The 26,839-nt window shown below is 71.2% G+C and carries 31 protein-coding genes; 21 read left to right on the top strand and 10 right to left on the bottom strand.

The features are described 5' to 3' along the window. Nucleotides 1-33: 33 nt before the first annotated feature. The gene (locus HNR15_RS05020) at nucleotides 34-477 is read right to left on the bottom strand and encodes a MarR family winged helix-turn-helix transcriptional regulator (RefSeq protein WP_179479647.1); all 444 of its coding nucleotides are present in this window, start codon (nucleotides 475-477) and stop codon (nucleotides 34-36) included. 93 nt (nucleotides 478-570) lie between these two features. Here HNR15_RS05020 and HNR15_RS05025 point away from each other — a divergent pair, with 93 nt between their 5' ends. After that, nucleotides 571-942 (top strand): cupin domain-containing protein, encoded by a 372-nt coding sequence (locus HNR15_RS05025; RefSeq protein ID WP_179479649.1) that lies wholly within the window; start codon nucleotides 571-573, stop codon nucleotides 940-942. Between the two features lie 12 nt (nucleotides 943-954). Here HNR15_RS05025 and HNR15_RS05030 read toward each other — a convergent pair whose 3' ends face one another. Beyond that, a complete protein-coding gene (locus tag HNR15_RS05030) occupies nucleotides 955-1,590 on the bottom strand; it encodes a MerR family transcriptional regulator (protein ID WP_179479651.1) in 636 nt (211 codons plus the stop codon). Nucleotides 1,591-1,669: 79 nt separating this feature from the next. Between HNR15_RS05030 and HNR15_RS05035 the strand changes: the two genes are divergently transcribed. Further along, nucleotides 1,670-2,176 carry a DUF4188 domain-containing protein gene (locus HNR15_RS05035; RefSeq protein ID WP_179479653.1) on the top strand — a complete coding sequence of 169 codons (507 nt, stop codon included), beginning with the start codon at nucleotides 1,670-1,672 and terminating at the stop codon, nucleotides 2,174-2,176. Here HNR15_RS05035 and HNR15_RS05040 read toward each other — a convergent pair whose 3' ends face one another. Next, nucleotides 2,177-2,932 (bottom strand): IclR family transcriptional regulator, encoded by a 756-nt coding sequence (locus tag HNR15_RS05040; protein WP_179479656.1) that lies wholly within the window; start codon nucleotides 2,930-2,932, stop codon nucleotides 2,177-2,179. Between the two features lie 100 nt (nucleotides 2,933-3,032). Between HNR15_RS05040 and leuC the strand changes: the two genes are divergently transcribed. The 3 genes from leuC to HNR15_RS05055 all read left to right on the top strand — a co-directional run bounded on the left by leuC (nucleotide 3,033) and on the right by HNR15_RS05055 (nucleotide 5,848). Then, entirely contained in the window at nucleotides 3,033-4,439 is a 1,407-nt protein-coding gene (leuC, locus tag HNR15_RS05045) for a 3-isopropylmalate dehydratase large subunit (protein ID WP_179479658.1), read from the top strand. Nucleotides 4,440-4,452: 13 nt separating this feature from the next. Continuing rightward, nucleotides 4,453-5,049, top strand: a complete 597-nt coding sequence (gene leuD / locus HNR15_RS05050; protein ID WP_179479660.1) for a 3-isopropylmalate dehydratase small subunit — start codon at nucleotides 4,453-4,455, stop codon at nucleotides 5,047-5,049. A gap of 283 nt (nucleotides 5,050-5,332) precedes the next feature. Beyond that, nucleotides 5,333-5,848 carry an HU family DNA-binding protein gene (locus HNR15_RS05055; protein ID WP_179479662.1) on the top strand — a complete coding sequence of 172 codons (516 nt, stop codon included), beginning with the start codon at nucleotides 5,333-5,335 and terminating at the stop codon, nucleotides 5,846-5,848. Between the two features lie 33 nt (nucleotides 5,849-5,881). Here the strand turns inward: HNR15_RS05055 and HNR15_RS05060 are convergent, their stop codons facing one another. Continuing rightward, nucleotides 5,882-6,094: a hypothetical protein gene (locus tag HNR15_RS05060; protein ID WP_179479664.1), complete on the bottom strand. Its 213-nt coding sequence runs from the start codon at nucleotides 6,092-6,094 to the stop codon at nucleotides 5,882-5,884. 5 nt (nucleotides 6,095-6,099) lie between these two features. Then, nucleotides 6,100-6,756 carry a 2-phospho-L-lactate guanylyltransferase gene (cofC, locus tag HNR15_RS05065; RefSeq protein WP_179479666.1) on the bottom strand — a complete coding sequence of 219 codons (657 nt, stop codon included), beginning with the start codon at nucleotides 6,754-6,756 and terminating at the stop codon, nucleotides 6,100-6,102. A 94-nt stretch (nucleotides 6,757-6,850) separates the two neighbouring features. On the opposite strand from cofC, the gene HNR15_RS05070 reads away from it, so the two are divergent. After that, on the top strand, nucleotides 6,851-7,591 hold the full coding sequence (locus HNR15_RS05070; protein ID WP_179479668.1) for a 1-acyl-sn-glycerol-3-phosphate acyltransferase: 741 nt from the start codon (nucleotides 6,851-6,853) through the stop codon (nucleotides 7,589-7,591). Beyond that, nucleotides 7,588-8,589 (top strand): NAD(P)H-dependent glycerol-3-phosphate dehydrogenase, encoded by a 1,002-nt coding sequence (locus HNR15_RS05075; RefSeq protein ID WP_179479670.1) that lies wholly within the window; start codon nucleotides 7,588-7,590, stop codon nucleotides 8,587-8,589. Before HNR15_RS05070 ends, HNR15_RS05075 begins: the two co-directional genes overlap by 4 nt. Nucleotides 8,590-8,598: 9 nt before the next feature. On the opposite strand, the gene HNR15_RS05080 is transcribed toward HNR15_RS05075, so the two are convergent. Further along, nucleotides 8,599-9,666, bottom strand: a complete 1,068-nt coding sequence (locus HNR15_RS05080) for a trans-sulfuration enzyme family protein (RefSeq protein ID WP_179479672.1) — start codon at nucleotides 9,664-9,666, stop codon at nucleotides 8,599-8,601. A 65-nt stretch (nucleotides 9,667-9,731) separates the two neighbouring features. Between HNR15_RS05080 and HNR15_RS05085 the strand changes: the two genes are divergently transcribed. Beyond that, entirely contained in the window at nucleotides 9,732-10,865 is a 1,134-nt protein-coding gene (locus tag HNR15_RS05085; protein ID WP_179479673.1) for a D-alanine--D-alanine ligase, read from the top strand. A 4-nt stretch (nucleotides 10,866-10,869) separates the two neighbouring features. Here the strand turns inward: HNR15_RS05085 and HNR15_RS05090 are convergent, their stop codons facing one another. Both HNR15_RS05090 and HNR15_RS05095 read right to left on the bottom strand, forming a co-directional pair. Then, on the bottom strand, nucleotides 10,870-11,349 hold the full coding sequence (locus tag HNR15_RS05090) for a DUF3515 family protein (protein WP_179479674.1): 480 nt from the start codon (nucleotides 11,347-11,349) through the stop codon (nucleotides 10,870-10,872). Beyond that, the gene (locus HNR15_RS05095) at nucleotides 11,331-11,561 is read right to left on the bottom strand and encodes an Lrp/AsnC family transcriptional regulator (protein WP_179479675.1); all 231 of its coding nucleotides are present in this window, start codon (nucleotides 11,559-11,561) and stop codon (nucleotides 11,331-11,333) included. The genes HNR15_RS05090 and HNR15_RS05095 overlap by 19 nt, the downstream gene beginning before the upstream one ends. Before the next feature lie 87 nt (nucleotides 11,562-11,648). On the opposite strand from HNR15_RS05095, the gene thiL reads away from it, so the two are divergent. Then, on the top strand, nucleotides 11,649-12,629 hold the full coding sequence (gene thiL, locus HNR15_RS05100) for a thiamine-phosphate kinase (RefSeq protein WP_179479676.1): 981 nt from the start codon (nucleotides 11,649-11,651) through the stop codon (nucleotides 12,627-12,629). 3 nt (nucleotides 12,630-12,632) lie between these two features. Here the strand turns inward: thiL and HNR15_RS05105 are convergent, their stop codons facing one another. Then, complete coding sequence (locus HNR15_RS05105; RefSeq protein WP_179479677.1) at nucleotides 12,633-13,922, bottom strand: HNH endonuclease signature motif containing protein; 1,290 nt, start codon at nucleotides 13,920-13,922, stop codon at nucleotides 12,633-12,635. A gap of 82 nt (nucleotides 13,923-14,004) precedes the next feature. Here HNR15_RS05105 and HNR15_RS05110 point away from each other — a divergent pair, with 82 nt between their 5' ends. The 3 genes from HNR15_RS05110 to HNR15_RS05120 are packed head-to-tail and all read left to right on the top strand — an operon-like array spanning nucleotide 14,005 to nucleotide 16,901. Then, complete coding sequence (locus HNR15_RS05110) at nucleotides 14,005-14,523, top strand: TIGR03086 family metal-binding protein (RefSeq protein ID WP_179479678.1); 519 nt, start codon at nucleotides 14,005-14,007, stop codon at nucleotides 14,521-14,523. 42 nt (nucleotides 14,524-14,565) lie between these two features. After that, nucleotides 14,566-15,909, top strand: coding sequence for a GNAT family N-acetyltransferase (locus HNR15_RS05115; protein ID WP_179479680.1), 1,344 nt, complete (start codon nucleotides 14,566-14,568; stop codon nucleotides 15,907-15,909). After that, nucleotides 15,906-16,901, top strand: coding sequence for an NAD-dependent epimerase/dehydratase family protein (locus HNR15_RS05120; RefSeq protein WP_179479682.1), 996 nt, complete (start codon nucleotides 15,906-15,908; stop codon nucleotides 16,899-16,901). Before HNR15_RS05115 ends, HNR15_RS05120 begins: the two co-directional genes overlap by 4 nt. A gap of 248 nt (nucleotides 16,902-17,149) precedes the next feature. Here HNR15_RS05120 and rpmB read toward each other — a convergent pair whose 3' ends face one another. Further along, a complete protein-coding gene (rpmB, locus tag HNR15_RS05125; protein ID WP_179479684.1) occupies nucleotides 17,150-17,344 on the bottom strand; it encodes a 50S ribosomal protein L28 in 195 nt (64 codons plus the stop codon). A 193-nt stretch (nucleotides 17,345-17,537) separates the two neighbouring features. Here rpmB and HNR15_RS05130 point away from each other — a divergent pair, with 193 nt between their 5' ends. The 9 genes from HNR15_RS05130 (at nucleotide 17,538) to HNR15_RS05170 (ending at nucleotide 26,828) form a co-directional block, all read left to right on the top strand. Beyond that, nucleotides 17,538-19,061, top strand: a complete 1,524-nt coding sequence (locus HNR15_RS05130) for a DAK2 domain-containing protein (protein WP_179479686.1) — start codon at nucleotides 17,538-17,540, stop codon at nucleotides 19,059-19,061. After that, nucleotides 19,052-21,274, top strand: coding sequence for an ATP-dependent DNA helicase RecG (locus HNR15_RS05135; protein ID WP_343048424.1), 2,223 nt, complete (start codon nucleotides 19,052-19,054; stop codon nucleotides 21,272-21,274). Before HNR15_RS05130 ends, HNR15_RS05135 begins: the two co-directional genes overlap by 10 nt. Next, the gene (rsmD, locus tag HNR15_RS05140; protein WP_179479688.1) at nucleotides 21,274-21,864 is read left to right on the top strand and encodes a 16S rRNA (guanine(966)-N(2))-methyltransferase RsmD; all 591 of its coding nucleotides are present in this window, start codon (nucleotides 21,274-21,276) and stop codon (nucleotides 21,862-21,864) included. Before HNR15_RS05135 ends, rsmD begins: the two co-directional genes overlap by 1 nt. A gap of 9 nt (nucleotides 21,865-21,873) precedes the next feature. Beyond that, nucleotides 21,874-22,374, top strand: coding sequence for a pantetheine-phosphate adenylyltransferase (coaD, locus tag HNR15_RS05145; protein ID WP_179479690.1), 501 nt, complete (start codon nucleotides 21,874-21,876; stop codon nucleotides 22,372-22,374). Between the two features lie 102 nt (nucleotides 22,375-22,476). Continuing rightward, nucleotides 22,477-23,049, top strand: coding sequence for a YceD family protein (locus HNR15_RS05150; protein ID WP_179479692.1), 573 nt, complete (start codon nucleotides 22,477-22,479; stop codon nucleotides 23,047-23,049). A 1-nt stretch (nucleotide 23,050) separates the two neighbouring features. Next, a complete protein-coding gene (gene rpmF, locus HNR15_RS18150) occupies nucleotides 23,051-23,245 on the top strand; it encodes a 50S ribosomal protein L32 (RefSeq protein WP_179479694.1) in 195 nt (64 codons plus the stop codon). A 14-nt stretch (nucleotides 23,246-23,259) separates the two neighbouring features. Then, on the top strand, nucleotides 23,260-24,006 hold the full coding sequence (gene rnc, locus HNR15_RS05160) for a ribonuclease III (RefSeq protein WP_343048426.1): 747 nt from the start codon (nucleotides 23,260-23,262) through the stop codon (nucleotides 24,004-24,006). Continuing rightward, nucleotides 23,999-24,889, top strand: coding sequence for a bifunctional DNA-formamidopyrimidine glycosylase/DNA-(apurinic or apyrimidinic site) lyase (mutM, locus tag HNR15_RS05165; RefSeq protein ID WP_179479696.1), 891 nt, complete (start codon nucleotides 23,999-24,001; stop codon nucleotides 24,887-24,889). Before rnc ends, mutM begins: the two co-directional genes overlap by 8 nt. Before the next feature lie 4 nt (nucleotides 24,890-24,893). Next, nucleotides 24,894-26,828, top strand: a complete 1,935-nt coding sequence (locus tag HNR15_RS05170; RefSeq protein WP_343048427.1) for a M3 family metallopeptidase — start codon at nucleotides 24,894-24,896, stop codon at nucleotides 26,826-26,828. The last annotated feature ends 11 nt before the right edge of the window (nucleotides 26,829-26,839 follow it).

Here is a 26,839-nt window from a genome sequence, read left to right on the forward strand (position 1 = left end):
GCCGCTCTTCTGCCGTCCGGGGTCACCGCGCGGTCACCATGCGGGCCGCAGGCCTCCCGGTTCGGCCACCGCTCGAACCGCAGTCGCGAATCCGGCATACGCCTCGGGCGACAGAGCGTCGCGCCAGCCCGCCACCACCTGCGCGGCGGACTCCTCGGCCGCCCGCGTGCACGCGCGCCCGCGCGCTGTCAGCCGCAGCAACTGCGAGCGTCCATCGGCCGGATCCGCATGCCGGCTCACGTACCCGGCGCCCACCAGGTGCTCGACGAGCTGCGCGGCCGCCTGTTTGGAGATGTTGAGAGCAGCGGCGATGCCGGCCTGGTTCGTGGGGGTTCGCGAGAGGGTCGCGAACGCGAATCCGTGCGCCGGTCGTACGTCGTCGAACCCCCGCGCTGCGAGCCCCTCCTGGATGCCGTCCACCAGCTGCGTGGTGATGCGCAGAGTCGCTGTGGCGATCTCCCAGTCTGTGGTCGTCATGAGCAGAGGATGGCATAGAAGACAAGTGGCTTGACTAATTGGGTGAGAGATCAGATAGTCAACTCACTTGTCTTTTCTCTCCGAGGAGCGCCGATGCCCACCTTCACCCCCGCCGACGCAGACGTTCACAGCGTGCACGGCAGTACCTTCAGCTCGTTCGTCCGCACGGACTCGGGCAGCGCCGACCTGTGCGCGTGGAAGCTCGACGTGCCGCCGGGTCTGACCGGCGTCGCCCACCGGCCGAGCAACGAGGAGGTCATCCTGGTGCTGGCCGGACAGCTGATCGTCACTCTCGATGGCGAATCGTCCACGCTGCAAACGGGTTCGGTGGCCCTCGTGCCCGCCGGCTCGACGTTGCGCGTCGACACCGGCCCGGTCGGCGCCACGGCGTGGGTCACGACGACCGCCGGACTCCACGCGACGCTGCCGGACGGGTCGAGCATGGCGCCTCCGTGGGCGCAGTGAGCGGCGACGGCCTCAGGTGGACGCCGCGCCGAGCGATGTGACGGCCTCGTGCTGCTGGGCCAGGCGGCGCAGGGTCGCCAACACCGGATCGATGAGGGCCGTGCCGACGACGACCTGACGCAGCGCGCCGACCGGGTCGTTCGGCACCGTGGCCAGGTCGGCCCGGGCGGCGAGCCGTGCGGCCTCGGCCCATTGCGACAAGGTGTCCGGCAGTCGTCGTACGCCGCTGCCGTCCGCGGCCCGCAGTTGTGCGGCGAGGCGGGGGATGAGCGGGCTGTGCGGGTCGACCTGCCAGCCGAGTTCCGCCAGCAGCTCCTGCACCTGCTGGATCCAGGTATCGGTCGTGTCGTCGGTGCGCTGGTCCGATGCGCCGGGAGGGTTCGACGCGAGCTGCACCTCGCCGAGGAACTCCGTCCAGTCCGCGGGGCGCTGCTCCAACACCGCGAGGACCGCCCGAACCGCTGACAGGTCCAGTCCCGCGGACTCGGTCAGTGCCCTCACGAGGCGCGTGCGCTCGACGTGCGACTCGTCGTAACTGGCCTGGGTGCGATTCAGCGGCTGCCCGGGATGCAGCAGACCGTCGCGCAGGTAGAACTTCAGCGTCGGGACCGGGACGTCGGTCCGTCGGGCGAGTTCGGAGATCTTCATGCCACCCTCCTTGACATTGGATAGTACCAGTCTCCAATATTGGTGAGTCGCACTATCCAGTAACTCTCGAGGAGCAGGTATGGCACCTCAGTTGACCACCCACGAACACGACGGCGATATCGCGGTCTTCCTCATCGGCATGCGGATCAACAAGATCCACCGCCCGGACGCCTGGCTCCCGGTGGTGAGGGCCATGCCGAGGATGCTCACCGAGCTCTACGCCAACAAGGCGCGCGCCGAGGCCGGGCAGGAGGAGTGGCTCGGCTTCTACGACGCGCGCACGCAGGCCGGGGTGCGCGGTCCGACGGTCGTGCAGTACTGGCGCAGCGTGGCGGACATCTACGCCTACGCGGGCGCGGAGTCGATGGCGCACCGCCCGGCCTGGAAGGCGTACTACGCCCGGGCGCGCTCCGCGGAGGGTGCGGTCGGTATCTGGCACGAGACGTTCGCGGTCCCGGCAGGCTCGCACGAGAGTCTCTACGGCGACATGCCGCCGTACGGGCTGGCGCGCGCCACCGGCGTCGTGCCCGCCTCTCGCAAGGGGCGCACCGCGAAGGAGCGGCTGGCCGCGTCCCTCGCGCGCTGATCAGGCGGGTTGCTCGGTGCGCCGGGCGCCACCCTGCTGGGCGTGCGCCCGCGCGAGCACCTCGGTGAGCTTGTTGGCACCGGCCACCACCGTGGCGGCGTGCAGGCGCCCCGGCTGGCGGGACACCCGCTCGATGGGGCCGGAGATCGACACCGCCGCGATGACGCGTCCGGAGGGACTGCGCACCGGCGCGGACACCGACGCCACTCCCTGCTCGCGCTCGCCCACGCTCTGGGACCAGCCGCGCCGGCGTACGGCGGACAGCATGGTGGCCGTGAAGCGCGCGCCCTGCAGGCCGCGGTGCAACCGGTCCGGCTCCTCCCAGGCGAGCAGCACCTGCGCGGCCGAGCCCGCGTGCATGGACAGCGTCGACCCCACGGGGATGGAGTCGCGCAGCCCGACCGGCCGGTCCGCGGCCGCGACGCAGATGCGCTGGTCGCCCTGGCGGCGGAAGAGCTGGGCGCTCTCGCTCGTGTGGTCGCGGAGCGCACCGAGCACGGGGCCGGCGGCTGCCAGCAGCCGGTCCTCGCCGGCCGCCGAGGCGAGCTCGCCGAGGCGCGGACCGAGCACGAAACGGCCCTGCAGGTCGCGGGTGACCAGCCGATGATGTTCGAGCGCGACCGCGAGGCGGTGCGCCGTAGGCCGGGCGAGCCCGGTGTGTGCCACGAGCTGCGCGAGGGTGCAGGGCCCGGCCTCGAGGGCCGCGAGCACGATCGCCGCCTTGTCCAGAACGCCGACGCCGCTAGAGTCGTCCATGCACTGATATTGGCGTCTCAGCAAGCGAGACGCAAGCTCGCCGCACCAGAGGTGGCGAGACGCTGCTCACATCGCAGCAGTACGAACGAGGGAGGACGCCGTGGGAGACACCCTGGCCGAGAAGGTATGGCAGCAGCACGTCGTGCGCAGCGCGCAGGGCGAACCGGACCTGCTCTACATCGATCTGCACCTCCTGCACGAGGTGACCAGCCCGCAGGCCTTCGACGGCCTCCGGCTCGAGGGCCGAGGGGTACGGCGTGCCGACCTCACCGTCGCGACCGAGGACCACAACGTCCCCACCACGCCCGGACCCATCGTGGACCCGGTCAGCCTCACCCAGGTGCAGACGCTGCGGCGCAACTGCGAGGAGTTCGGGGTACGCCTCTTCCCGATGGGCGACGCCGAGCAGGGGATCGTGCACATCATCGGCCCGCAGCTGGGCCTGACCCAGCCGGGCATGACGATCGTGTGCGGCGACAGCCACACGTCGACGCACGGGGCGTTCGGTGCGCTCGCGTTCGGGATCGGCACCAGCGAGGTCGAGCACGTGCTCGCCACCCAGACGTTGCCGCTGAAGCCGTTCCGCACGATGGCGATCAACGTCGAGGGCACGCTGCGGCCCGGGGTGACCGCGAAGGACATCATCCTGGCGGTCATCGCCAAGATCGGCACCGGCGGTGGCCAGGGCTACGTCCTGGAGTACCGCGGGTCGGCCATCCGCGCGCTCTCGATGGAAGCCCGGATGACCATCTGCAACATGTCGATCGAGGCCGGCGCGCGCGCCGGCATGATCGCCCCCGATCAGACCACCTTCGACTACCTGCAGGGGCGCGACTACGCACCGCAGGGCGCCGACTGGGACGACGCCGTCGCCGCCTGGCGTGGGCTGGTCACCGACTACGACGCCACGTTCGACGCCGTGGTCGATCTGGACGCGGACGAACTGGCACCGTTCGTCACCTGGGGCACCAACCCCGGGCAGGGGCTGCCGCTGTCGGCCGCCGTGCCGGACCCCGAGCAGATCCCCGACGAAGGCGACCGCGTGGCCGCCGAGCGGGCGCTGGAGTACATGGGTCTCACGCCCGGCACCGCGCTACGCGACATCGAGGTGCAGACGGTCTTCCTCGGCTCGTGCACCAACGGCCGGATCGAGGATCTGCGCGCCGCCGCCGATGTCATCAAGGGACGTCGAGTCGCCGACGGGGTGCGGATGCTCGTCGTGCCCGGTTCGGCGAGAGTGCGCCTGCAGGCCGAATCCGAAGGACTGGACAAGGTGTTCGTCGACGCCGGCGCCGAGTGGCGGCTCGCCGGCTGCTCGATGTGCCTCGGCATGAACCCCGACCAGCTCACCGTCGGCGAGCGCGCGGCCTCCACCTCGAACCGCAACTTCGAGGGCCGGCAGGGCAAGGGCGGGCGCACCCATCTGGTGAGCCCGCTGGTGGCCGCCGCGACCGCCGTACGCGGCACGCTGTCCAGCCCTGCCGACCTGACCACCGCCTCCGTCTGAGAAGGGTTCCGTCATGGATGCATTCGTGCGACACACCGGCATCGGTGTCCCGCTGCGCCGCAGCAACGTCGACACCGACCAGATCATCCCCGCGGTCTACCTGAAGCGGGTCACACGCACCGGCTTCGAGGACGGCCTCTTCTCCGCCTGGCGCGGCGACGACGCGTTCGTGCTCAACAACCCGGTGTACGCGCAGGGCTCGGTGCTCGTGGCCGGGCCGGACTTCGGCACGGGGTCCTCGCGCGAGCACGCGGTGTGGGCGCTGATGGACTACGGGTTCCGGGTGGTGCTCTCCTCACGGTTCGCGGACATCTTCCGCGGCAACTCCGGCAAGTCGGGTCTCCTGACCGCCCAGCTGCAGCAGCAGGACATCGAACTGATCTGGAAGCTGCTCGACAACGAGCCCGGGCTGCAGATCACGGTCGACCTGCAGGAACGCACGGTGACGGTGCGTGAGCACGTCTTCGGCTTCGAGGTGGACGACTACATCCGCTGGCGTCTGCTCGAGGGGCTGGACGACATCAGCCTCACGTTGCGACACGCTGACGCCGTCGACGAATTCGAGCGGCAGCGCCCTTCGTGGAAGCCGCGGGTCCAGTCCGCCGGTTGATTGCCCTGTCGCAAATCGCTGTTGCGTGACGCGTGACTGAATTGCGCTGTGGTGCAGGTGTTTTCGCGTGCAAGTGGCCGCTCACGCCATGGGCCCGGCGAATCCCGCGAGCGGTGGCCGTGACTGCCGTTGCACCAATCCCGTTGCGAATCGGGCGGATTGAACCCAGAAACGCTTGCCCGACGGCTCGCGCAGTCCTACCGTCAGAGGTGGTCGTACGACGACGTCCGGCCGCCGTGCCCGGATCGGTGATCAGCCGGGCGGATTCCCTGGAGGGGCAGACGTGAACAAAGCTGAGCTCGTTTCGAGCCTGGAGACCCGGCTGGGCAGCAAGAGGGCCGCCAGCGATGCCGTGGAGGGCGTCTTCGACATCATCATCCGTGAGGTCGCTGCGGGCCGGAAGGTCGGCATCACCGGCTTCGGCACGTTCGAGAAGATCAGCCGCGCCGCGCGCACCGGTCGCAACCCGCGTACGGGAGAGACGGTGCGCATCAAGCGCACGTCGGTGCCCAAGTTCAAGCCGGGCGCGGCGTTCAAGACCGGTGTCGCCGACCCGAAGTCGATCCCGAAGACCGGGAACGCCGGCGGACGGGCCGCCGCGGGCACCGCCGGGACGGCGACCAAGACCGCCGCGAAGAAGTCCACGGCCAAGAAGAGCACGGCGAAGGCGAGCACGACCAAGGCGAGCGCCACGAAGACGGCCGCGAAGTCCACCGCCGCGAAGAAGGCCACGCCCGCCAAGAAGACGAGCACCGCCGCCAAGAAGACGACGACGACCAAGCGGACCGCCAAGCGCTGAGCCTGAGTCGCGCTCCTCGAGGGGCGACCCCGGTCAGCCGATGCGTTGGCCGGGGCCGATCCCGACGATCCACAGCCGGGTGATCTCACCGGCGCCGACCTCGATGCTCACCCGCTGACCCGGGCGCAGGTGGCGCAGCCGTGAGGCGGCGAATACGCGCTCGTCGAACGGCAGCACCCGGCCGTTGTCGGTGATCACCGAACCGCGCGCGGTGTCGAAGTCGAAGGTGTGGACGCTGGCCTGCACGCGGCTCAGACTACTGACACGCAGACGCCGAGTACGCGTGCCGTGTGCGCGCCGACGCCCAGCGAGACCGCCTGTGCGAGCGCGGTGTCGGTGTCCACGTCGGTGCGAAGCCGTGGCAGATCCGGCGTCAGCCTCCGCGCCACCCGAGCATGCCGGGCGGCCGAGCCCGTGCCGAAGCGCGGCACGATCCGGCGCAGGTCGTGGTGGGTCAGCAGCACGGTGCCCGTCCCGTCCCGGTCCGGGACCACGCTGGACTCCGAGACCGCGCAGGCTCGCAGCCCGGCGTACAGCTCGTCCGGGGTCAGCGCCGGCAGATCGCCCAGTAGGACCGCTCCCGGCGCGCAGATCTGAGTGGGTGCCAGGCCGTCGGGGGTGGCGGCGGCGAGGCCCGCGGCGATGGCCGGGTTGAGTCCGCGGCCCGGGTCGGGGACGACGACGCCGTCGCGTGCCCGGACGAACCCTGCGACCTCGTCGTCGTCGGTGACCACGAACACCCGGTCGGCCCGCACCACGTCGTAGACGGCGGTGAGCGTGTCCAGGGCGAACGCCGCCGCGAGCTCGTCGCGCGCGACCCCGTCGGGCGCGCGCAGCCTGCTCTTGGCTGCGGAGCGCTCCTTGACGGGCACGACCATCCGCCAGGCGGAACTCCCTGCTGCGGTCATCGGCGAATCGTGTCAGACCGGGTGCGACCGCGCGTCGGGCAGGGGTGCGATGTGACCGACCCGGATAATGACCCCAGCGACGACAAGGAGAACCGTGCGGCATCCACGCCCGAGCGACGACATCAGCCTGCTCTACCGGGGAATCGTGCGCACCCTGCGGCCCGTGCTGCGGGGGGTGACGAAGACCGACTGGCGCGGGATGGACAACATCCCGGCGAGCGGAGGGTTCGTCGTGGCTCCCAACCACGTGTCGTACGTCGACCCGATCATCCTCGGTCACTTCCTGGTGGACCAGGGCCGCGCGCCGCGCTTCCTCGCCAAGAACGCCCTCTTCACGACCCCGGCGCTCGGCCGGATCATGTCGAACACCGGCCAGATCCCGGTCTACCGCGAGACGAGCCGCGCGATCGACGCGTACGCCGCGGCGCTCGTCGCGCTGCGCGACGGTGCCTGCGTGTGCGTGCTGCCCGAGGGCACCATCACCAAGGACCCCCAGATGTGGCCGATGACAGGGAAGACCGGCGCGGCCCGGCTGGCGCTGGAGACCGGGCTGCCGCTGGTGCCCGTCGGGATCTGGGGCACCCAGCAGCTGATGCGCGCCTACCACGACAAGGTGCCGCACCTGGTGCCACCGAAGCGCGTGCAGGTCTACGCCGGACCGCCGGTGCAGCTGGCCGACCTCGCGGACGAACCCGTCGACCGCGAGGTGCTCGCGACGGCGACCGATCGCCTGATGGACGCGATCGCCGCGCAGGTCTCACTCGCGCGCGGCCTGCCGGTGCCGAGCGATCGCTACGATCCACGCGACAACGTGCGGGGAGGCGGTCAGCGATGAGTCGGGTCACGGTGCTGGGCAGCGGCAGCTGGGGTACGGCGTTCTCGGCCGTCCTCGCCGACGCGGGCAACGACGTCACCATGTGGGCCCGCCGCGCCGAGGTGGCGCAGGAGATCCGCGAGACCCGCGTCAACGCGGCGTACCTGCCCGATCTGAAGCTGTCCGAGCGCATCCGGGTGACCGACGACGCGCACGAGGCGATGCAAGGCGCCGAGATCGTCGCCATCGCCGTCCCCGCGCAGAGCCTGCGCGACAACCTCGCGGACTGGCGCAGTGCGATCCCGGGCGACGCCGCGGTCGTATCGCTGATGAAGGGCATCGAACTCGGCACGACCATGCGGATGAGCGAGGTGATCTGCGAGGCCGGCGGGGTCGACTCCGACCGCGTCGTGGTGGTGTCCGGGCCCAACCTGGCGCTCGAGATCGCCGCCAAGCAGCCCGCGGCCGCGCTCGTTGCCTCCACCAGCGCCCGGATGCGCGCCCGGGTGGCCGAGGCGTGCGCGAGCCGCTACTTCCGCCCCTACCTGGGCAAGGACGTGGTGGGCACCGAGCTCGCCGGGGCGACCAAGAACGTCGTGGCGCTCGCGGTCGGGATGGCGAGCGGGATGGGCATGGGTGAGAACACCATGGCCAGCCTGCTCACCCGCGGCCTGGCCGAGACCGCCCGCCTCGGCACCGCGCTCACCGCCGACCCTGCGACGTTCCTCGGGCTCGCGGGCGTGGGCGATCTGGTCGCCACCTGCACCTCGCCGAAGTCGCGCAACCGGACGTTCGGCTTCGAGCTGGGCTCCGGCAAGAGCCTGGAGGAGGTCGTGGCGCACACCCGCCAGACCGCCGAAGGCGTCAAGTCCTGCCGTTCGATCCTGGAGCTGGCGCGCTCGGTCGAGGTCGACGTGCCGATCGTGGAGAACGTCGCCGCCGTCGTGCACGAGGGGCGGACGCCGGGCGAGGTCGTGGAGTCCCTGATGTCCCGCTCCCGCAAGGACGAGAAGGCCTAGCGACGCGCGTCAGGCGCGCAGGGCGGCGTCCAGGTCGCGCCACAGGTCCTCGACGTCCTCCAGTCCCACCGAGAGCCGCAACAGCTCCTGAGGCACCGTCACCGGCTCGGTGGGGATCCGGCGACGACGTTCGATGAGCGACTCCACCCCGCCGAGACTCGTGGCCGGCAGCCAGATCCGGACGGCGTCCTCGACGAGGCTCGCCGCCGCGGCGCCACCGGTGACCTCGATGCTGACGATCGCGCCGAAGCCGGGGTAGCGCACCCGTCCGACGGCGGGATGGTCCCCGAGCCGCCGGGCGAGCTCGGCGGCGCTCGCGCACGAGCGGTCCAGGCGCACCTGCAGGGTGCGCAGCCCGCGTAGCGCGAGCCAGGTCTCGAACGGTCCCGGGATGGCGCCGTGCAGCACGCGGTGTCCGAAGAGGCGCGCCTGCAGGTCCTCGTTCGCCGTCACGGTCGCGCCGAGCAGCACGTCGGAGTGGCCCGCGATGAACTTGGTCGCCGAGTGCATCACCACGTCGGCGCCGAGCGCGATCGGATGTTGCAGCAGGGGAGTGGCGAAGGTGTTGTCGACGACGCTGATCGCGCCCTGCTCACGCGCGCCGGCCAGCAGCTCCGGGAGGTCGGCGACCTCGAGCATCGGGTTGGTGGGCGACTCGAGCCAGACCAGCTGTGCTCCGCGCATGGCCGCCAGGACGGCCGCCGTGTCGGCGCTGTCGACCCGGCGTAACTCGAAGCGACCCTGCTGCGAGGCCTCGTCGAGCAGTGAGCCGGTGCCGTTGTAGGCGTGGACCGGAGCGACCACGACGCTGCCGTGCGGCACCAGCGACAGGCTCGCCGCGACCGCGGCCATCCCGCTCGCGAAGGCGAGCGCTCGGCCGCCCTCCAGCGATCCGAGCACCTCCTCGAACGCCGTCCATGTCGGGTTGCCGGACCGGGCGTAGACCACGTCGCCGCCCGCGACGTACGTCGAGGTCAGCTCCACCCCCTGGTTGATGACCGCACCGGGGGTGCGCGGCGGGCGGCCGAGGCCGACGAGGCGGGTGGCGGCGGCGAGATCACTGGGTTCGGAAGCCATCGGGCCAGCGTGGCACGCCGGTGCGGCGCACCTCGCATGCAGGGCGGGCCGGTTACCGTGCGCGGGTGAGTCTTTCGCCATCGCAGCGCCCGGAATCGCGCAAACCCGTCGTCGCCCTCATCTTCGGGGGACGATCGTCCGAGCACGAGGTGTCGTGTGCGACCGCGGCGAGCGTCCTGCGCAGCATCGACCGCAGCCGCTATGACGTCCTGCCGATCGGGATCCGCAAGGACGGGCGCTGGGTGCTCGTCGCCGACGACCCCGAGCCGCTGCAACTGACGGCCGGTCGCTCACCGGAGGTGTCCGGCGACCAGGCGGTCGCCCTGCCCACCGATCCCACCCAGCGCTCCCTGGTGGTGCTCGAGCCGGGCGCGCCGCCGCGCCAGCTCAGCGAGGTCGACGTGGTGTTCCCGCTGCTGCACGGACCGTTCGGCGAGGACGGCACCTTGCAGGGCCTGCTGGAGCTGAGCGACGTCCGCTACGTGGGCTGCGGTGTGTCCGCGTCCGCCGTGATGATGGACAAGGCCCTCATGAAGGTGGTCTTCGCGGGCAACGGTCTGCCGATCGGCCCCTACACCGTGATCACCGACAAGGCCTGGCGACGTGACAGCGCCGCCTGCCTGGATGCCGCCGGCGCCCTGGGCAGGCCGGTGTTCGTCAAGCCCGCCCGCGCCGGGTCGAGCATGGGCGTCGTACGCGTGGATGACCCGGCAGATCTGCGGGCCGCCATCGAGAGTGCCCGGTTGCACGACCCGAAGGTGCTCGTCGAGGCCGCCGTCGAGGGACGCGAGGTGGAGTGCGGAGTGCTCGAGGGCCGCGGGTCCGATGCGCCGCGGGCCTCGCAGGTCGGTGAGATCGAGGTCGCCGACGGGCGCCACGAGTTCTACGACTTCGAGGCCAAGTATCTGGATGGCTCGGCCCGGTTGACCTGTCCCGCGAACCTGCCGGACGCCGTACGCGATGAGATCCGGGAGCTGTCGGTCAAGGCGTTCGAGGCCGCCGGGTGCGAGGGGCTCGCGCGGGTGGACTGGTGGTACCGCCCGGACGGAAGCCTGGTGCTCAACGAGATCAACACGATGCCGGGATTCACGCCGCAGTCGATGTTCCCGGTGGTGTGGGCGCAGGCCGGGCTGGACTATCCGAGCCTGATCAGCGAGCTGTTGGAGCTCGCCCTCGACCGGCGGGTCGGGCTGCGCTGAGCCGTCAGCCGCTCGAGGTGCTCGGCGGCGCCGCTGAGCAGACATGACTGGTCTGCGGGATCGCCTTGGCTGCGGCCGTGAACTCCACGAGATCCAGGCCCCCGTACTTCGTGGGAATCAGGACCTCGATCGCCGGTGAGCGTCCGAAGGTGACGAAGCGGTAGCCGTCTTTGAGTTGGTGGGCTACCCAGTCGATTCCGTCGATCGTGGTGCACGGGTCGGTCGTCGGTCCGGGGCTGCTCACTCCGCACCGGGCGATGATCGCCGGGTCACCCCAGGCGCGCACCGTCGCGGACTTCGCCGAGGTGGGTCGGGACTTCTGCCCCGCCACGGTCGTGGGCCAGTGCGCCGACGCGCGGGTGCAGTCTGCGGAGGCGGCCAGCGCAGCTGCGCTGGCATCGACGGTGGTCGAGCCTCCGCAGGCCGTCAGCGCGGCCCCAGCGGCCAGCGCCAGCAGGGCTGCGGTCAGCGGACGACGGTGCACGTGACCGTGCGGGTGATGCCGTCGACGTCCTGGATCTTGGAGACGACCAGCTTGCCCAGTTCGTCGACGCTGGGGGCCTCGGCGCGCACGATCACGTCGTACGGGCCGGTGACGTCCTCTGCGGCCAGAACGCCGGACAGCTGCGCGCAGGTGGCCGCAACGGTCTTGGCCTTGCCCATGTCGGCCTGGATGAGGATGTAGGCCTGAACCATGCGTGCCTCCGTCGGATCGTTGACGCCCGGCGTGGGCGGGAGCCGACGGCGGCGTCGGTCCGGGGCAGACGCTACCGTGCGGTCACCATGACGGGGCGACGGGGACGACCGGCGGACGAGGGCGACGGCGCCGCGGTGCTCGCCGATCTGGACGAGGCGCAGATCCTCGTCGAGGTGCTGCCCCCCGGTGCCCCGCCCGCCGGAGTGCTGGTCGGACCGGGCGACGACACGGCGTATCTCGCGGTGCCGTCCGGCCGGGTGCTCGTCACCACGGACGCCATGGTGCTGGGTCGTGACTGGCTGGACGAGTGGTCCAGCGCCGCGGACGTGGGCGCGAAGTGCGTCGCACAGAACGTCGCCGACATCGCCTCGATGGGCGGGGTCACGACCGGCGTCGTGGTCACCCTGGTCGCCGACCCGCAGACACCCGTGCGGTGGGCTCGCGACCTCTCCTACGCGATCGCAGACGCGTGCTCGGCAGAGGGGATCGCAGTCCTGGGCGGCGACCTGTCCTCGGCTCCGGCGGGGGTGCGGATGGTGTCGATCACCGCGGTCGGCGAGGTGTCCGGGCCGCCGGTGCTGCGAAGTGGCGCACGGGTCGGTGACGTCGTTGCCGTGAGCGAGGCGCTCGGAAGGTCGGGGGCGGGCCTCTTCCTGCTGCGCCGCGACGCCGCGGCTCGTGGCCCGCTGGTCGACTACCACCGGCGCCCCACGCCGACCTACGCCCAGGGTCCCGCGGCTCGGAATGCGGGTGCTTCGAGCATGCTCGACATTAGTGACGGACTGCTGCGGGACGCCGGCCGTATCGCCGGGGCGAGCGGCGTGCGGCTGGAGCTGCGGGCCGACGACCTGCAGCCGTATGTCGACGCGCTCGCCCCCGAGGTGGGGGACGCCGCCTGGGACTGCGTGCTTCGCGGGGGCGAGGAGCACACGCTGCTGGCGACCTTCGCGGCGGACGTCACGCTGCCGAACGGCTGGCGAGCGATCGGGGCGGTCACGACCGGCACAGGGGTCACGATGGACGGCGCTGCCCAGGAACCGGGCGGGTGGGACCACTTCCATGGATGAGTCTCATCCGGGCGGACCGCTGCTTCGACGGTGAAATCTGACCTGGTCCAGGTGCAGGATCTCGTTGGTGGGTCCGGGGTAGCGCGGTGCTGCCGTGGGTTCGGGGCTGTCGGGTGGGGTGGCGACGGTGGGTTCGATGGGGTGCCCGTGGCGGGTGGCGAATCGGAACCGTCCGGGTCTGTCGGGCGCGGGGTGGATGGTGAAGTCGCCGGTGTGGTGTCGGTCGTGGTGGTGGGGGCACAGGCTGATCAGGTTGGCCATGTTGGTGGGTCCGCCGTCGGCCCAGTGGACGATGTGGTGGCATTCCAGGTGGTGGATCGCCAGGCAGCCGGGGTAGGCGCAGCCGCGGTCGCGGTCTTCGACCAGGCGTCGGGTGCGGCGCGGGACGATGCGGTGGGCGCGTCCGACGTTGACGGGGGTGCCGCCGGTTTCCCAGACGGGTTGGAGCACCCCGTCGCAGGTCCACTTCCTCAGGAGGTGCGGTGGTAGGGCGCCGCGTGTGGTCAGCCAGCCTTGGCCGGTGGTGTCCAGGTGCAGGTAGATCCGGAACTTCTCGGCCCGCCCGGCGGTGGTGACGGTCCCTGCGTCCAGGGAGCGGGAGGCGATTTGGGCCATGGCGTCGGCCATCCGCACCCGCCGCCCGTCGTCTTTCGTGTTGGTGGTGGCGAGGAAGAGGGTGTCTTTGGCCTCTGCGAGGGCTTGTTGGACCAGGGCTCCGATGTCGGCGGGTACGGAGTAGGTCAGGTGGAACCGGTCGTGGTCGCACCACATCGATAGTTCCGCCGGTTGCGCCGCGACGGAGAACGGGTCTGGTGGGGCCGGCGGGGTGTCCGCCTCGTCGGTGGGGGTGGCGAAGTCGTATTTGACCAGGGCACGGCGTAGTTGGGGCACGGTGGCGTGCACCGCCAGGTCCACGACGGCCTGGTCGTACCCGGTCGGGGTGTGCGCGGCGACCACGGCGGCCTGACCCAGCGAGAGCCGCCCGGCGTGCACCTCCCGGCACAGGGCGGGCAGCTCGACGGACCGGGTGGCGATGCGGACCAGGTCGCGGGCGGTGGCGGGGGATACTCCGGCGAAGCAGGTCAACCAGTGTTCGGGGGAGCGGATCCCGCCGATCGCCCACGACTCCTCGCGCACCAGGTCGGTGACCAGGTCGATCAGGTCGGCGTGTGCGGCGTTCAACCGACCGCAGATCACCCCGACCTCGTCCAACGGGTCCGTTGCCGAAAGTGCAGCAGGCACAGGGCTGCCCGCGCTGTCACCGACAGCGACCAGACCCGGTGTCGAACTCATGTACCCATACAACCACCCGCCACCGACAACCGTCTCGCCGTTCGTGAGCGGCTGTCCGGCCCCGCGAGTAGCGTGCCGGGGCATGAGTGGACACGCTGGCACCGAGCCGTTGATCGACACCGCCCTCACTCAGTTCGCGGAGCTGGTCGGCTCCGTCGACGACTGGCAGGCACAGACACCGTGCGAGGACTGGTCGGTCGGCGAGCTCGTCGACCACGTGACCGGCAACACCGCGCGATTCGCCGCGATGGCGCGCGGCGAGGAGGTCGACTGGTCGGCGAAGCCCGAGTCCGGACCGGACAGGGTCGCGGCCTTCGACTCCGCGGCCGACGAGCTGCGCGACGCCTGGAGCGAAGGCACCCCGGCACCGGTCGGAATGGCGAGCGGCGAGTACGCCGTGCACACCTGGGATCTCGCGACCGCGCTCGGCCGGTCGACATCCGATCTCGACCCGGCAGTGGCCGAATCCGGTCTGGAGTTCATGCGGGGCAATCTGACCGACGACTCCCGCGGTGAGGTGTTCGGGCCGGAGAAACCGGCACCGCAGGACGCCGACACCTACGGCACGCTCGCGGCCTTCGCCGGCCGTTCGGTCACCTAGCCGCGGGCGGCGAGCGACCAAGCCCGGCGTAATCTGCGAGCGATGAGCAACACCGACGAGCGGCCGCAAGAGGTCGACTGCCACGCGGAGCCGGCTACTGCTGCTGTCGACGGCCGCCTCGCGGTGGAGATCCTGCAGTCGCGAGAGGTGCCGCTCGGCGGCCCGCGGGCCATGACGGTGCGCCGTACGTTGCCCCAGCGGCAGCGCTCGCTCATCGGGGCCTGGTGCTTCGCCGACCACTACGGCCCGGACGACGTCTCGACGACCGGCGGGATGGACGTGCCGCCGCATCCGCACACCGGTCTGCAGACGGTGAGTTGGCTCTTCAGCGGCGAGGTCGAGCATCGGGACACCCTCGGGTCGCACGCGATGGTGCGTCCGGGCGAGCTGAACCTGATGACCGCCGGCGTCGGCATCGCACACACCGAGGTGTCGACAGCCAGGACCACCATCCTGGAGGGGGTGCAGTTGTGGGTGGCGCTGCCCGACGCCGACCGCGACACCGACCCCGCGTTCGAGCACTACGTGCCGCCCGAGGTGCGCCTGCCGGGTGCCCGTGCACGGGTCTTTCTGGGCGACCTGCTCGGCAGCCGGTCGCCCGTGCACACCTTCACACCGCTGCTGGGCGCCGAACTCACCCTGGGCCCGGGTGCGCACCTCGACATCCGCGTCCGGACCGACTTCGAGCACGGCCTGCTCATCGACACCGGCGAAGTACTGGTCGGGGAAACCCGAGTCCTGCGAGCGCAACTCGCCTATGTGGGCACCGGCGCCGACACGATCGTCGTGACCAACACCGGTGACGGACCCGCGCGCCTGATCCTGCTGGGCGGCACACCGTTCGGCGAGGAGGTCCTGATGTGGTGGAACTTCGTCGGCCGCACCCATGAGGAGATCGTCCGCTACCGGGAGCAGTGGGAGACCGGCTCGCTGCGCTTCGGCCAGGTCCAGGGCTACACCGGCGAGATCCAGCACCTGGCGGCGCCACGGCTGCCCAACGCGGTGCTGCGACCCCGCCGTAACCCCGCACCAGAGGCGGGCCCGATGCCCACTGTCACCGTCTCGGACCACCCCGAGCAACACCGCTACGAGGTCTTCGACGACGGCACACTCGCGGGATTCAGCGCGTACGCCGATCGCGGCGGTCAGCGGGTCGTCTTCCACACGGAGGTGGCGCAGGAGTACGGCGGACGTGGCCTCGGCACGATGCTGGTGGCGCAACTTCTCGAGCACATCAGGACGAGCGGCAGACGGGTGGTGGCGGTCTGCCCGCTCGTGGCGGCATACCTGGACAAGCACCGCGATCAGTACGCCGACATCGCCGATCCGGTCACGCCCGACGTTCTGAGCTGGTTGCAGAGCCGGTCGACGGGAACAGCGCGATGACCCGCACGCTCGTCCTCGGCGGCACCCACTTCGTCGGTCATGCGGTCGTCGCGGCCGCCCTGGCCCGAGGTCACGACGTCACGACCCTGACCCGGGGCGAGAGCGGGTCGCCGCCGCCCGGAGTGACGGCCCGCCACGCGGATCGCACCGACCCGGCCGCGCTTGCCGCCGCCCTGGGTGACGACAGCTGGGACCTCGTCGTCGACACCTGGTCGGGGTCGCCGCGTGTGGTCCGGGACAGCGCACGGCTTCTGTCCGGGCGAGCGGGGCACTACGCGTACGTCTCCTCGCGCTCCGTGTACGCATGGCCCATCCCGGTGGACGCCGACGAGAGTGCGCCGGTCGTCGACGCGGACCCGGACGGCGCCGATTCAGGCGACTACGCCGCAGCCAAGCGGGGCGGTGAGTTCGCGGTGCAGCGCGACTTCGACGGCCCGGCGCTGATCGCGCGCGCCGGGCTGATCCTCGGGCCGCGCGAGGACGTCGGGCGACTGCCGTGGTGGCTGCGCCGGATGGCCGCCGGGGGACCGGTGCCGTGCCCCGGCCCACGGGATCGCCCCTTGCAGTACATCGACGCCCGTGACCTCGCCGTGTGGCTGCTCGACGCGAGCGCGCGCGGGGTGACCGGTGCGTTCAACGCGGTGAGCCGCCCGGGTCACACGACCATCGGCGAGCTGCTCGATCTGTGTCGCGAGGTCACCGGGTCGCGGGCCGGCCTGGTGTGGGTCACCCCTGAGGACGTGGAGGCCGCCGGCGTCTCGCCGTGGACGGAACTGCCGATCTGGCTGCCGCCGTCCGGGGAGTTGGCCGGCCTGCACGCGGCCGATGTGTCAGCGGCGTACGCCGCCGGGTTGAGCTGCCGTCCGGCCGCGCGGACCGTCGAGGACACCTGGGCGTGGCTGCGCGACGTGGGCGAACCGCCGCTGCGGCCGGACCGGCCCGCGCCCGGGATGAGCCCCGACGCGGAGGCGCGGCTGCTGGCCCGGGCCTGAGCTGCGCGAAACTCCGCCCTCGCACGCGGCCGGCCTTCCCACGGTGAGCCTCAGAGGGGCACCGCGTGGGCCCTTGCAAGCGAGATGCAGCGGTGCGGCGTACCGGCAAGGCACCGCGCGGTCCCTTGTGGGGACGGGCGGACATCGGAACGGGTCGCCGCCGTACGACGCTGGCTCGGCGGCTGATCAGCCGATAGACACAGAAAAACCGGCCCCGAAGGACCGGTTCAGCTGCAGTTGCGCTGGGTTCAGCGGGTGACCTTGCCGGCCTTGAGGCAGGAGGTGCACACGTTGATGCGCTTCGGGGTCTTACCGGCCTCGCCGACCATGGTCCGCACGCGCTGGATGTTGGGGTTCCAGCGACGCTTGGTCCGACGGTGTGAGTGGGAAATGCTGTGGCCGAAGCCGGGTCCCTTGCCGCAGACGTCGCACGTGGCAGCCACGGTGTCTCCTACTGGTGTCTCGAGAATTGAAGTACGAAGGTCGATCGCGGGCCGCGCACAGGGCATCGGATGCACCGTCGCAAGCGGTCCGCAAACCACAGGATCGTAGCCGAGCCGCGCGACACATCCCAAATTGCTAGCCTGCCGGGCAGTCTGCGCAACGCCCCGACGACCCGAAGGACACAGCGACCGTATGCCGCTCGAAGCGCTCGATGTGCAGGCGTTGCGCCGGTGGGTCATCACCGCCCGCGTCGTCCTGTCCGAGCACGCCGACGCCATCAACGCGCTGAACGTCTTTCCCGTGCCCGACCGGGACACCGGCACCAACATGAGCGTCACGATGGAGCTGGCGGTCGATGGCCTGGCCTCCGAGGCGCCGCCGGACCTGCTGACCTCGGTGCGGGTGCTCGCCCGGTCCACGGTGCTGTCCGCACGCGGCAACTCCGGGGTCATCCTCAGCCAGCTCGTGCGCGGCCTGGCGGACGTCGTGATCGCACTGGACGGCGCACCACTGCGCGCGCCCGACGTGGCCGACGTCCTGCGGGAGGCGGCGCGGCGGGCGCGCGGCGGGGTCCGTGCGCCGGTGGGGGGCACCATGCTGTCCGTCGCGGACGCAGCAGCCGCCGCTGCCGACGGTGCCCGCGATCTTCCGCTGGTCGAGTTGGTCGATGCGGTGGTGGCGGCCGCGGAGGACGCGGTCGGCCGTACCCGCGAGCAGCTGCCGGTGCTGCGCGAGGCGGGAGTGGTCGATGCCGGCGGGGTCGGCTACTGGCTCGTGCTGCGCTCCCTGCAACACGTCGTACGTCGCGCTCCGGGCACCGTCCTCGGCGGCGGCACGCCGGACTGGCTCGCCCCACCTGAGCGACCCTGCCCGGCGGGGGACAGCGGGCGGCATGGTGGGGACGGGCCGGCGTACGAGCTCGTCTTCGTGGTGCACGACACCGACGACGAGCGGATCGACCGGCTGGCGGTCGTCCTGGAGGGCCTCGGCGACAGCGTCGTGGTCGCGGGTGGGCCGGACGTGTGGAGCGTGCACGCCCACCTCGACGATCTCGGAGCCGGGCTGAACGCTGCGGCGGCCGCTGGGAGACCCGGCAGGTTCCAGGTGACCCGGTTCGCCGACCAGCTCGAGGACCTACGCACGCCGCGGCAGGTCGCCTCTCCCGTGGTGGCCGTGCTGGCATCACCCGGTCTGGCCGACCTGGTGCACGACGCCGATCCGGGCGCCCAGGTGCTGATCGCGCCGGACGAGCACGCCCTGGGAGACGCGCTCGCCGGCATCGGCGACCGGCTGCTGCTGACCGACACGCCTGCATTGCGATCACTCGCGGAACGCGCGATCTCGGGGTCGCCGGGATCGTCCGTCTGTCACTGCCAGCACCCCGCCCAGGTGCTCGCCGCGCTCGCGGTCCGCGCGGGGCAGGACGACCCGGCGGCGCTGCGGCGCGACTGCGACGACGCGGCCGACGCCGTGACCACCCACACCCTCGACGGATCCGATGGCGCCGGAGACGACATCCCGGCGCGGTGCCGTGCGCTGCTCGATCGGACGGTCGACGACGACGTCGAACTGGTCACCCTGATCGCCGGCGCCGACGCACCCGACGGCCTCTTGGACGCGCTGACCGAGCATCTGACCGCCGCGCGGCCGGAGCTGGAGGTCACCTCGTTCGCGGGACGCCGCCCCGGTGTCGTACTCGACGTGGGGTGCGAGTGATCGATCGGCGCACCAAGCTCGTCGACGTGCTCGGCGACGCGGCGAAGAAACTCGCGAAGGAGCGCGACCTGCGCACCGTGGGCGACTTCCTGGACTTCCTGCCGCGCCGCTACATCGACGCGACCACCTCCGGCCACCTGTCGGAGTTCGCGATGGGGGAGCAGGCCGTGCTGATCGCGACGGTCGTCGCCTCCACCACCCGGCGGATGCGCCAGCGTCGCGGCGAGATGCTGCAGGTGCGCATCGAGGACGCCGACGGCGCGCAGGCCGAGCTGGTCTTCTTCAGCAAGTACGGCCATGAGCAACGGCTGCAGCCCGGGGTACGCGGGGTCTTCCGCGGCCAGCTCGGCACCTACGGCGCGAGCGTGCAGCTCACCCACCCCGACTACTCCCTCCTGGACGCCGGTGGCGAAGAACAGATCTACGCCGGGGGACTGGTGCCGCTCTACCGGGCCATCAAGGGCGTCACGGACATGCAGTTGACCCGTTCCTACCGTCTGGTGCTGGACCAGCTCGACGGATCCCCGGACCCGGTGCCACCGCAGATCCTGGCCCGGCACGACCTCGCCGACCAGGTGGCGGCATACCGCGCGATCCACCTGCCGCGCACGCTCGGCGAGGCGGGACGCGGGCGACGGCGGCTGCGCTACGACGAGGCGCTGGTCGTGCAGACCGTGCTCGCTCAGCGGCGGGCCGAGTACGACGCCCTGCAGGCCACGGCGCGTCCCCCGCGCACCGGCGGCCTGCTGTCCGCGTTCGACGAGCGGCTGCCGTTCGAGTTGACCGCCGGGCAGCGCGAGGTGGGCGAGCAGATCGCCGCCGACATGGCGCGTACGACGCCGATGCACCGCCTGCTGCAGGGCGAGGTCGGCTCCGGCAAGACCATCGTGGCGCTGCGGGCGATGCTGGCCACGGTCGATGCGGGTGCGCAGGCCGCGCTGCTCGCGCCGACCGAGGTGCTGGCCCAGCAGCATCACCGCTCCATCACCGCGATGCTCGGCGACCTCGCGCAGGGCGGGATGCTCGGCGGCGCGGAACACGGCACGCGGGTGGCCCTGCTGACCGGGTCGATGAGCCGCGCCCAGCGCGCCGCGACGCTGCAGGAGGTCCTGAATCAAGAGGCCGGCATCGTGATCGGCACCCACGCGCTGATCCAGGACACGGTGATGTTCGGCGAGCTCGGCCTGGTGGTCGTGGACGAGCAGCACCGCTTCGGCGTCGAGCAGCGGGATGCGTTGCGTGCCAAGGCTGCTCGCAGTCCCCACGTGCTGGTGATGACCGCGACACCCATCCCGCGCACGGTGGCGATGACGGTCTTCGGCGACATGGACACCTCCGTGCTGCGAGAGCTGCCACGGGGCCGCGCGCCGATCGTGTCGCACGTGGTGCCGGCGGCGAATCCCGCGTGGTTGCAGCGCACCTGGCAGCGGCTCGGCGAGGAGGTCGCACAGGGACACCAGGCGTACGTCGTGTGCGCGCGGATCGGTGACGACGATCGGTCGCCCGGGCAGGCCGGCGAGGACAGTGATCTCGGCGAGCTGCTCGACGCCGACCCGTCCGAGACCGTCGACGAGGGGTCGGCTCCCCAGCGACCGGAGGCGATCGGCGTCCACCAGATGCTCGAGGACCTGCGTGCCGAGCCCGCCCTCGCCGGGCTTCGGATCGAACTGCTGCACGGCCGGTTGCCCGCCGACGAGAAGGAGGCCGTGATGCAGACCTTCGGGCGCGGGGAGATCGACGTGCTGGTGAGCACCACGGTGATCGAGGTGGGGGTCGACGTCCCGAACGCGACGGCCATGGTCGTCATGGACGCCGACCGCTTCGGCATCTCCCAGCTGCACCAGCTGCGCGGGCGGGTCGGGCGGGGCAGCGCGGGCGGTCTGTGCCTTCTGGTCACCGGGACCGACAACGAGGAGACGGTCGAGCGGTTGACCGCCGTCGCCGCGACCACCGACGGGTTCGCGCTCGCCGAGCTGGACCTCAGCCTGCGCTCGGAGGGCGACATCCTCGGCGCCCGGCAGAGCGGCCACCGCTCCGGCCTGCGGCTGTTGCGGCTGGCCCACCCCAAGGACGTCGAGCTGATCGACCTCGCCCGCGCCGACGCCGCCGACCTGGTCGCCAGCGACCCCACCCTGGCGGAGCACCCGGGGCTCGCCCAGCTGGTCACCACCCGCCTGGACGACGTGCAGGCCGCCTTCCTGGAGCGCGGCTGATGCCGCGCATCGTCGCCGGGTCCGCGCGCGGCCGCCGGATCACGACGCCGCCCGGCGACGGCACCCGGCCGACCAGCGACCGGGTCCGCGAAGCACTCTTCGGCCGGCTGGCGCATCTCGGCGCCGTCGCCGACGCCCAGGTCCTCGACCTCTACGCCGGCTCGGGTGCCCTCGGCCTGGAGGCCGTCTCGCGGGGCGCCCGGTCCGCGCTGCTGGTGGAGTCCGACCGTCGCGCCGCCGACGTCATCCGCCGCAACGTCGCCGAGCTCGGACTGGACGCGCAGGTGCGCCAGACCACGGTCGCCCAGACACTGGCCGGCCCGGCGCCGCACGCCATGCACCTGGTGCTGATCGACCCGCCGTACGCCGTGCCCGACGAGGAGATCGGCAGGGTGCTCCAGGCGCTGGTCGCCGGCGGGTGGCTGCAGGTCGAGGCCGTCGTCGTCCTGGAGCGAGCGAGCCGGTCGCCCGAACCCCACTGGCCGGACGGGCTGCGCTCGCTGGAGTCGCGGGCCTACGGCGAGACCACCGTCTGGTACGCCGAATACGCGCCGGACGACGAGGACACCGACGAACCCCCGGTGCTCTAGCCTGCCGTCATGCCCGCCGATCCGCGACGTTGCGTGTGCCCCGGTTCCTACGATCCGTTCACCGCGGGCCACCTCGACATCGTGACCAGGGCGAGCGCCCTCTACGACGAGGTCGTCGTCGCCGTGCTCTTCAACCCCGCCAAGCAGGGCACGTTCGAGCCCGCCGAACGGGTCGCACTGATCGAGGCCTCCACGGCGCACCTTCCCAGGGTGCGTGCCGCGGCGTACGGCGACCGGCTGGTCGTCGACGTGTGCGCCGAGCTGGAGGCCGGCGTGCTCGTGAAGGGGCTGCGCGACCAGGCTGACTACGGGTACGAGCTGCCGATGGCGCAGATGAACCGCGAGATGACGGGTGTGGAGACGGCGTTCCTGCCCGGCGACCCGGCGATGGCCCACTACTCCAGCTCGCTGATCCGACTCATCGCCGCCCACGGCGCGGACGTCTCGGCGATGGTGCCGCCCCCGGTGCTCGGGCCGTTGCTGGAGCGGCTGCGCGACCGGTCGCAGTGAATCGTTTTGGGCCAGGCGGCATCGAGCCGGTATCGTTCTCGATTGGTCTTGTCGCCTGTGACGGGACCGACCCTTCTCGATCATTCGTGAGACAACGACACCATGCACCTTGATCCACGCTCACCCCTGGTCCTCGACACCCGGGAGCTCGGGCGGCGACCCGGCGCGATGGCGTCGTTCTCCCGCACGATCGAGGCACCGGACGATCTCGGCACCGAGGTCATCCGCGTACCCGCCGGTGCGCCGGTCCATCTGGACCTGCGCCTGGAATCCGTCATGGAGGGGGTGCTGGTGTCCGGGTCGGTGACGGCGCAGGCGGTCGGCGCATGCGTACGGTGCCTGGAAGAAGTGCTCGTCCCCGTGGACGTCAGCTTCCAGGAACTCTTCGCCTACACCGACCGGGTCGTCCACGCAGACGAGGTGGGCGATGACGACGACGACCGGCACGAACTGGACGGCGACCTGCTCGATCTGGATCCCGTGCTGCGTGACGCGGTGGTGCCTGCACTGCCGTTCCAACCGGTATGCCGGGCCGACTGCCCGGGGTTGTGCTCCGAATGCGGAGCGCTCCTCGCAGACGACCCGACGCATCACCATGAAGTGCAAGACCCACGGTGGGCAGCCCTGGCCGGACTGGCCGGAGCACCCGCCGACACCGACGAGAAAAGGAACTGACGTGGCTGTCCCGAAGCGGAAGATGTCCCGCTCCAACACCCGTTCACGGCGCGCGAACTGGAAGGCGACGCCCGTCGCAGTGTCCAGCTGCCCGGTCTGCAACGAGCTGAAGCAGCCGCACCTGGCCTGCCCGTCCTGCGGTAGCTACAACGGTCGTCAGTACCCCGACGCCGTCCGCGCCGAGCACCAGGCCTGAGCTCTACCCACGTTGTGAGCAGCTCCAGGCGGTCCGCGCGGCACGACGCAGTGCAGCGGCCCGTCACGGAGTTGGCCCGGATCCTGCACGACAAGACCGGGGCCGACGTCGACGAGGAGCTGTTGCAGCGTGGGCTGGTGCACCGCTCGTACTCCTACGAGAACGGCGGTGTGCCGCACAACGAACGCCAGGAGTTCCTCGGGGACGCGATCCTCGGGCTTGTGGTGACCGATCACCTCTACCACGCACACCCCGATCTGCCCGAGGGGCAGTTGGCGAAATTCCGTGCGGCAGTGGTGAATTCGCGTGCCTTGGCGGCAGTGGCGCGTGAGATCGACCTCGGTTCGTTCGTGCTGCTGGGCAAGGGGGAGCTCTCCAGCGGTGGCCGGGACAAGGATTCGATCCTGGCCGACACGATGGAGTCGGTCATCGGCACCGTCTATCTGTGCGGCGGGGTCGCCGCGGCGGCTCGGCTGATCCACGACCTGATGGACGGCCGTATCGACGCGAGTGCCGAACTCGGCGCCGGCCTGGACTGGAAGACCTCCCTGCAGGAGGTCGCGTCCGCCGCCGGGCTCGGATCTCCCCACTACACGGTGCAGGAGCAGGGGCCCGACCACGACAAGGTCTTCACGGCCACGGTGCTGGTCGTCGGCGAGCCGGTCGGCACCGGCATCGGGCGCAACAAGAAGTCCGCGGAGCAGCTGGCCGCCGAGCAGGCGTGGCGCCGGCTGAAGGAGCACACGGGCACCGGTGCCTGAACTGCCCGAGGTCGAGGTGGTCCGCCGGGGGTTGGCCGACCACGTCGTCGGCCGTCGCTTCCTCTCCGTGCAGGTGCACGGGGCGCGCGTCGCACGCCGGCACATCGCGGGGCCGGTCGATCTGGTGGCCCGGCTGACCGGCCTGGGCGTCCACGAGGCGTCGCGGCGAGGCAAATACCTGTGGTTGCGCCTCGACGGCGACCAGGCACTGGTCGTCCACCTCGGGATGAGCGGCCAGATGCTGGTCGAGCCGCCCGACGCTCCACGCGAGAAGCACGCCCACGCGATCTTCGACCTGGATGACGGGCTGCAGCTGCGTTTTGTCGACCAGCGCACCTTCGGGGGTCTGCAGCTGGTCGATCTGGTGCCGGACGAGGTGGGCGCGACCCTGGAGGACGCACCCCGGCTCGTACCGTCGGTGATCACCCACATCGCACCCGACCCGCTCGAAGCGGCGTTCGAGCAGGAGGCGGTCGTGCGGGCGATGCGGCGTCGGCGTACCCAGATCAAACGTGCGCTGCTGGATCAGTCGCTGGTCTCGGGCATCGGCAACATCTACGCGGACGAGGCCCTGTGGCGCGCGAAGCTGCACGGTGAACGTGCGACCGACCGGCTGCCGCTCGCGACGCTGCGCGGCGTCCTCGACGAGGCAGCCGCGGTGATGACCGCCGCGCTCGGCCACGGGGGCACCAGCTTCGACGCGCTGTACGTGAACGTGAACGGCGCGAGCGGCTACTTCGAGCGGTCCTTGGAGGCGTACGGGCGCGAGGGGCGGCCGTGCCGCCGGTGCGGCACGCTCATCGTGCGGGAGTCGTTCATGAACAGGTCCTCCTTCAGCTGCCCGCACTGCCAGCCCCGTCCTCGGTACCGGGGTTTAGATTGACGCGGTGACGACGCAGACCACCGACAGCACCGCGAGCGCGCTCGAGCTGCCCGCTCCCGACGACACGATGACCTGGCTCGGCGACCGCTCGCGCGGGAGCCTGGAGCGCGCCCGGGAGATGGTGCGCTCGCTCAAGGCCGACCCGCCGTGCGATGCGCTGGCGGTCCTGCGGGCGTGGAACGACGTCGAGATCGAGATCTCGAACGCCCGGGCGAGCGCGGCGGTCTACTCGGAGACCAATCCCGAGAAGGACGTCCGCGAGGCGGCCGACGTGACGATGCAGCAGGTCGATGAGTTCGCCACCGACCTCGGCCTGGACGGTGAGCTCTTCGAGATCTTCGACGCGCTGTCGAGCGAGGGACTGGACCCGACGGCCACACGTCTGCTGGAGCGGCAGCTGCGCGACTTCCGCCGTTCCGGCGTCGACCGCGACGAGGCGACCCGTGCCCGGCTGCGCGAGCTGGCCCAGCTCGAGCTGCGCGCGAGCCAGGAGTTCGGGCGCAACATGCGCGAGGGGGTGCGGTCCATCAGGGTGCGCCCCGAGGATCTGGCCGGTATGCCGGCCGACTGGCTCACCTCGCACGAGCCGGACGACGACGGCCTGATCACCGTCACCACCGACTACCCGGACTCGGTCCCGGTGGGCACGTTCTGCTCGGTGCCGGCCACCCGCCGTGCCATCAGCTTCGAGCGGCTCAACATCGCCTGGCCCGCGAACGACGCGGTGCTGCAACGTCTTCTGACGTTGCGTGCCGAGCACGCCGGGCTGCTCGGTTACAAGGACTGGGCCGACTTCAACGCAGAGACCAAGATGATCCGCACGGGGTCGGCCATCAACGAGTTCATCGACAAGATCGTGGCCGCCTCCACCGACGCGGCGCAGCGCGACAAGCAGATCGTGCTGGACCGGTTGCGCCAGGACGACCCCGACGCGCAGGACATCTACGGCTACGACCTGCCCTACTACAGCGAACTGGTGCGCAAGGAGCGCTACGACGTCGACGCGCAGCTCGTGCGCACCTTCTTCCGCTTCGACGCCGTCCTGCAGGGGCTGCTGGCGGTCACCGGTCGGCTGTTCGGTCTGACCTGGGAGCCCGTGCCCGCCGCGCCGGTCTGGGCGCCGGACGTCGCGGCGTACGACGTGCTGCGCGACGGCACCCGGATCGGGCGCATCTACCTGGACCTGCACCCGCGGGAGGGCAAGTACAAGCACGCCGCGCAGTTCACACTGGTCGAGGGCGTCCGCGGTCGACAGCTGCCCGAGGGCGTGCTGGTGTGCAACTTCAGCCGCGGGCTGATGGAGCACTCCGAGGTCACGACCTTCTTCCACGAGTTCGGTCACCTCATCCACCACATCGTGGGCGGGACGCAGGACTGGGTGGAGTTCACGGGTGTCTCCACGGAGTGGGACTTCGTCGAGGCACCGAGCCAGATGCTGGAGGAGTGGGCCTGGGATCCCACGGTTCTCGCCGAGTTCGCGGTCGATGCCGACGGCGCCGTCATCCCCGAGGCTCTGGTGCGCCGGATGCGCACGGCCGACGACTTCGGCAAGGGGTATCTCGCACGGACGCAGATGTTCTACGCGGCGCTCTCGGTCGGTATCCACCAGCACAGACCCGAGGATCTGACGACCGCCGTACGCGAGGCGCAGCAGCGGTATTCGGTCTTCCCGTACATCGAGGACACCCATTTCCAGTGCGCGTTCGGGCACCTCGACGGGTACAGCTCCGGCTACTACACGTACATGTGGTCCCTGGTCATCGCCAAGGACATGTTCAGCGCGTTCCACGCCGAGGATCTCTTCGAACCGCACGTGGCCGCGCGCTACCGCGACCGGGTGCTGGCGCCCGGTGGCAGCAAGGACGCCGCCGACCTCGTCGCGGACTTCCTGGGTCGCCCGTACACGTTCGACGCGTACGCCGCGTGGCTGGCCGAGTAGGACGCATCGCC

This window comes from Allobranchiibius huperziae, assembly GCF_013410455.1.
Taxonomy (GTDB): Bacteria; Actinomycetota; Actinomycetes; order Actinomycetales; family Dermatophilaceae; genus Allobranchiibius; species Allobranchiibius huperziae.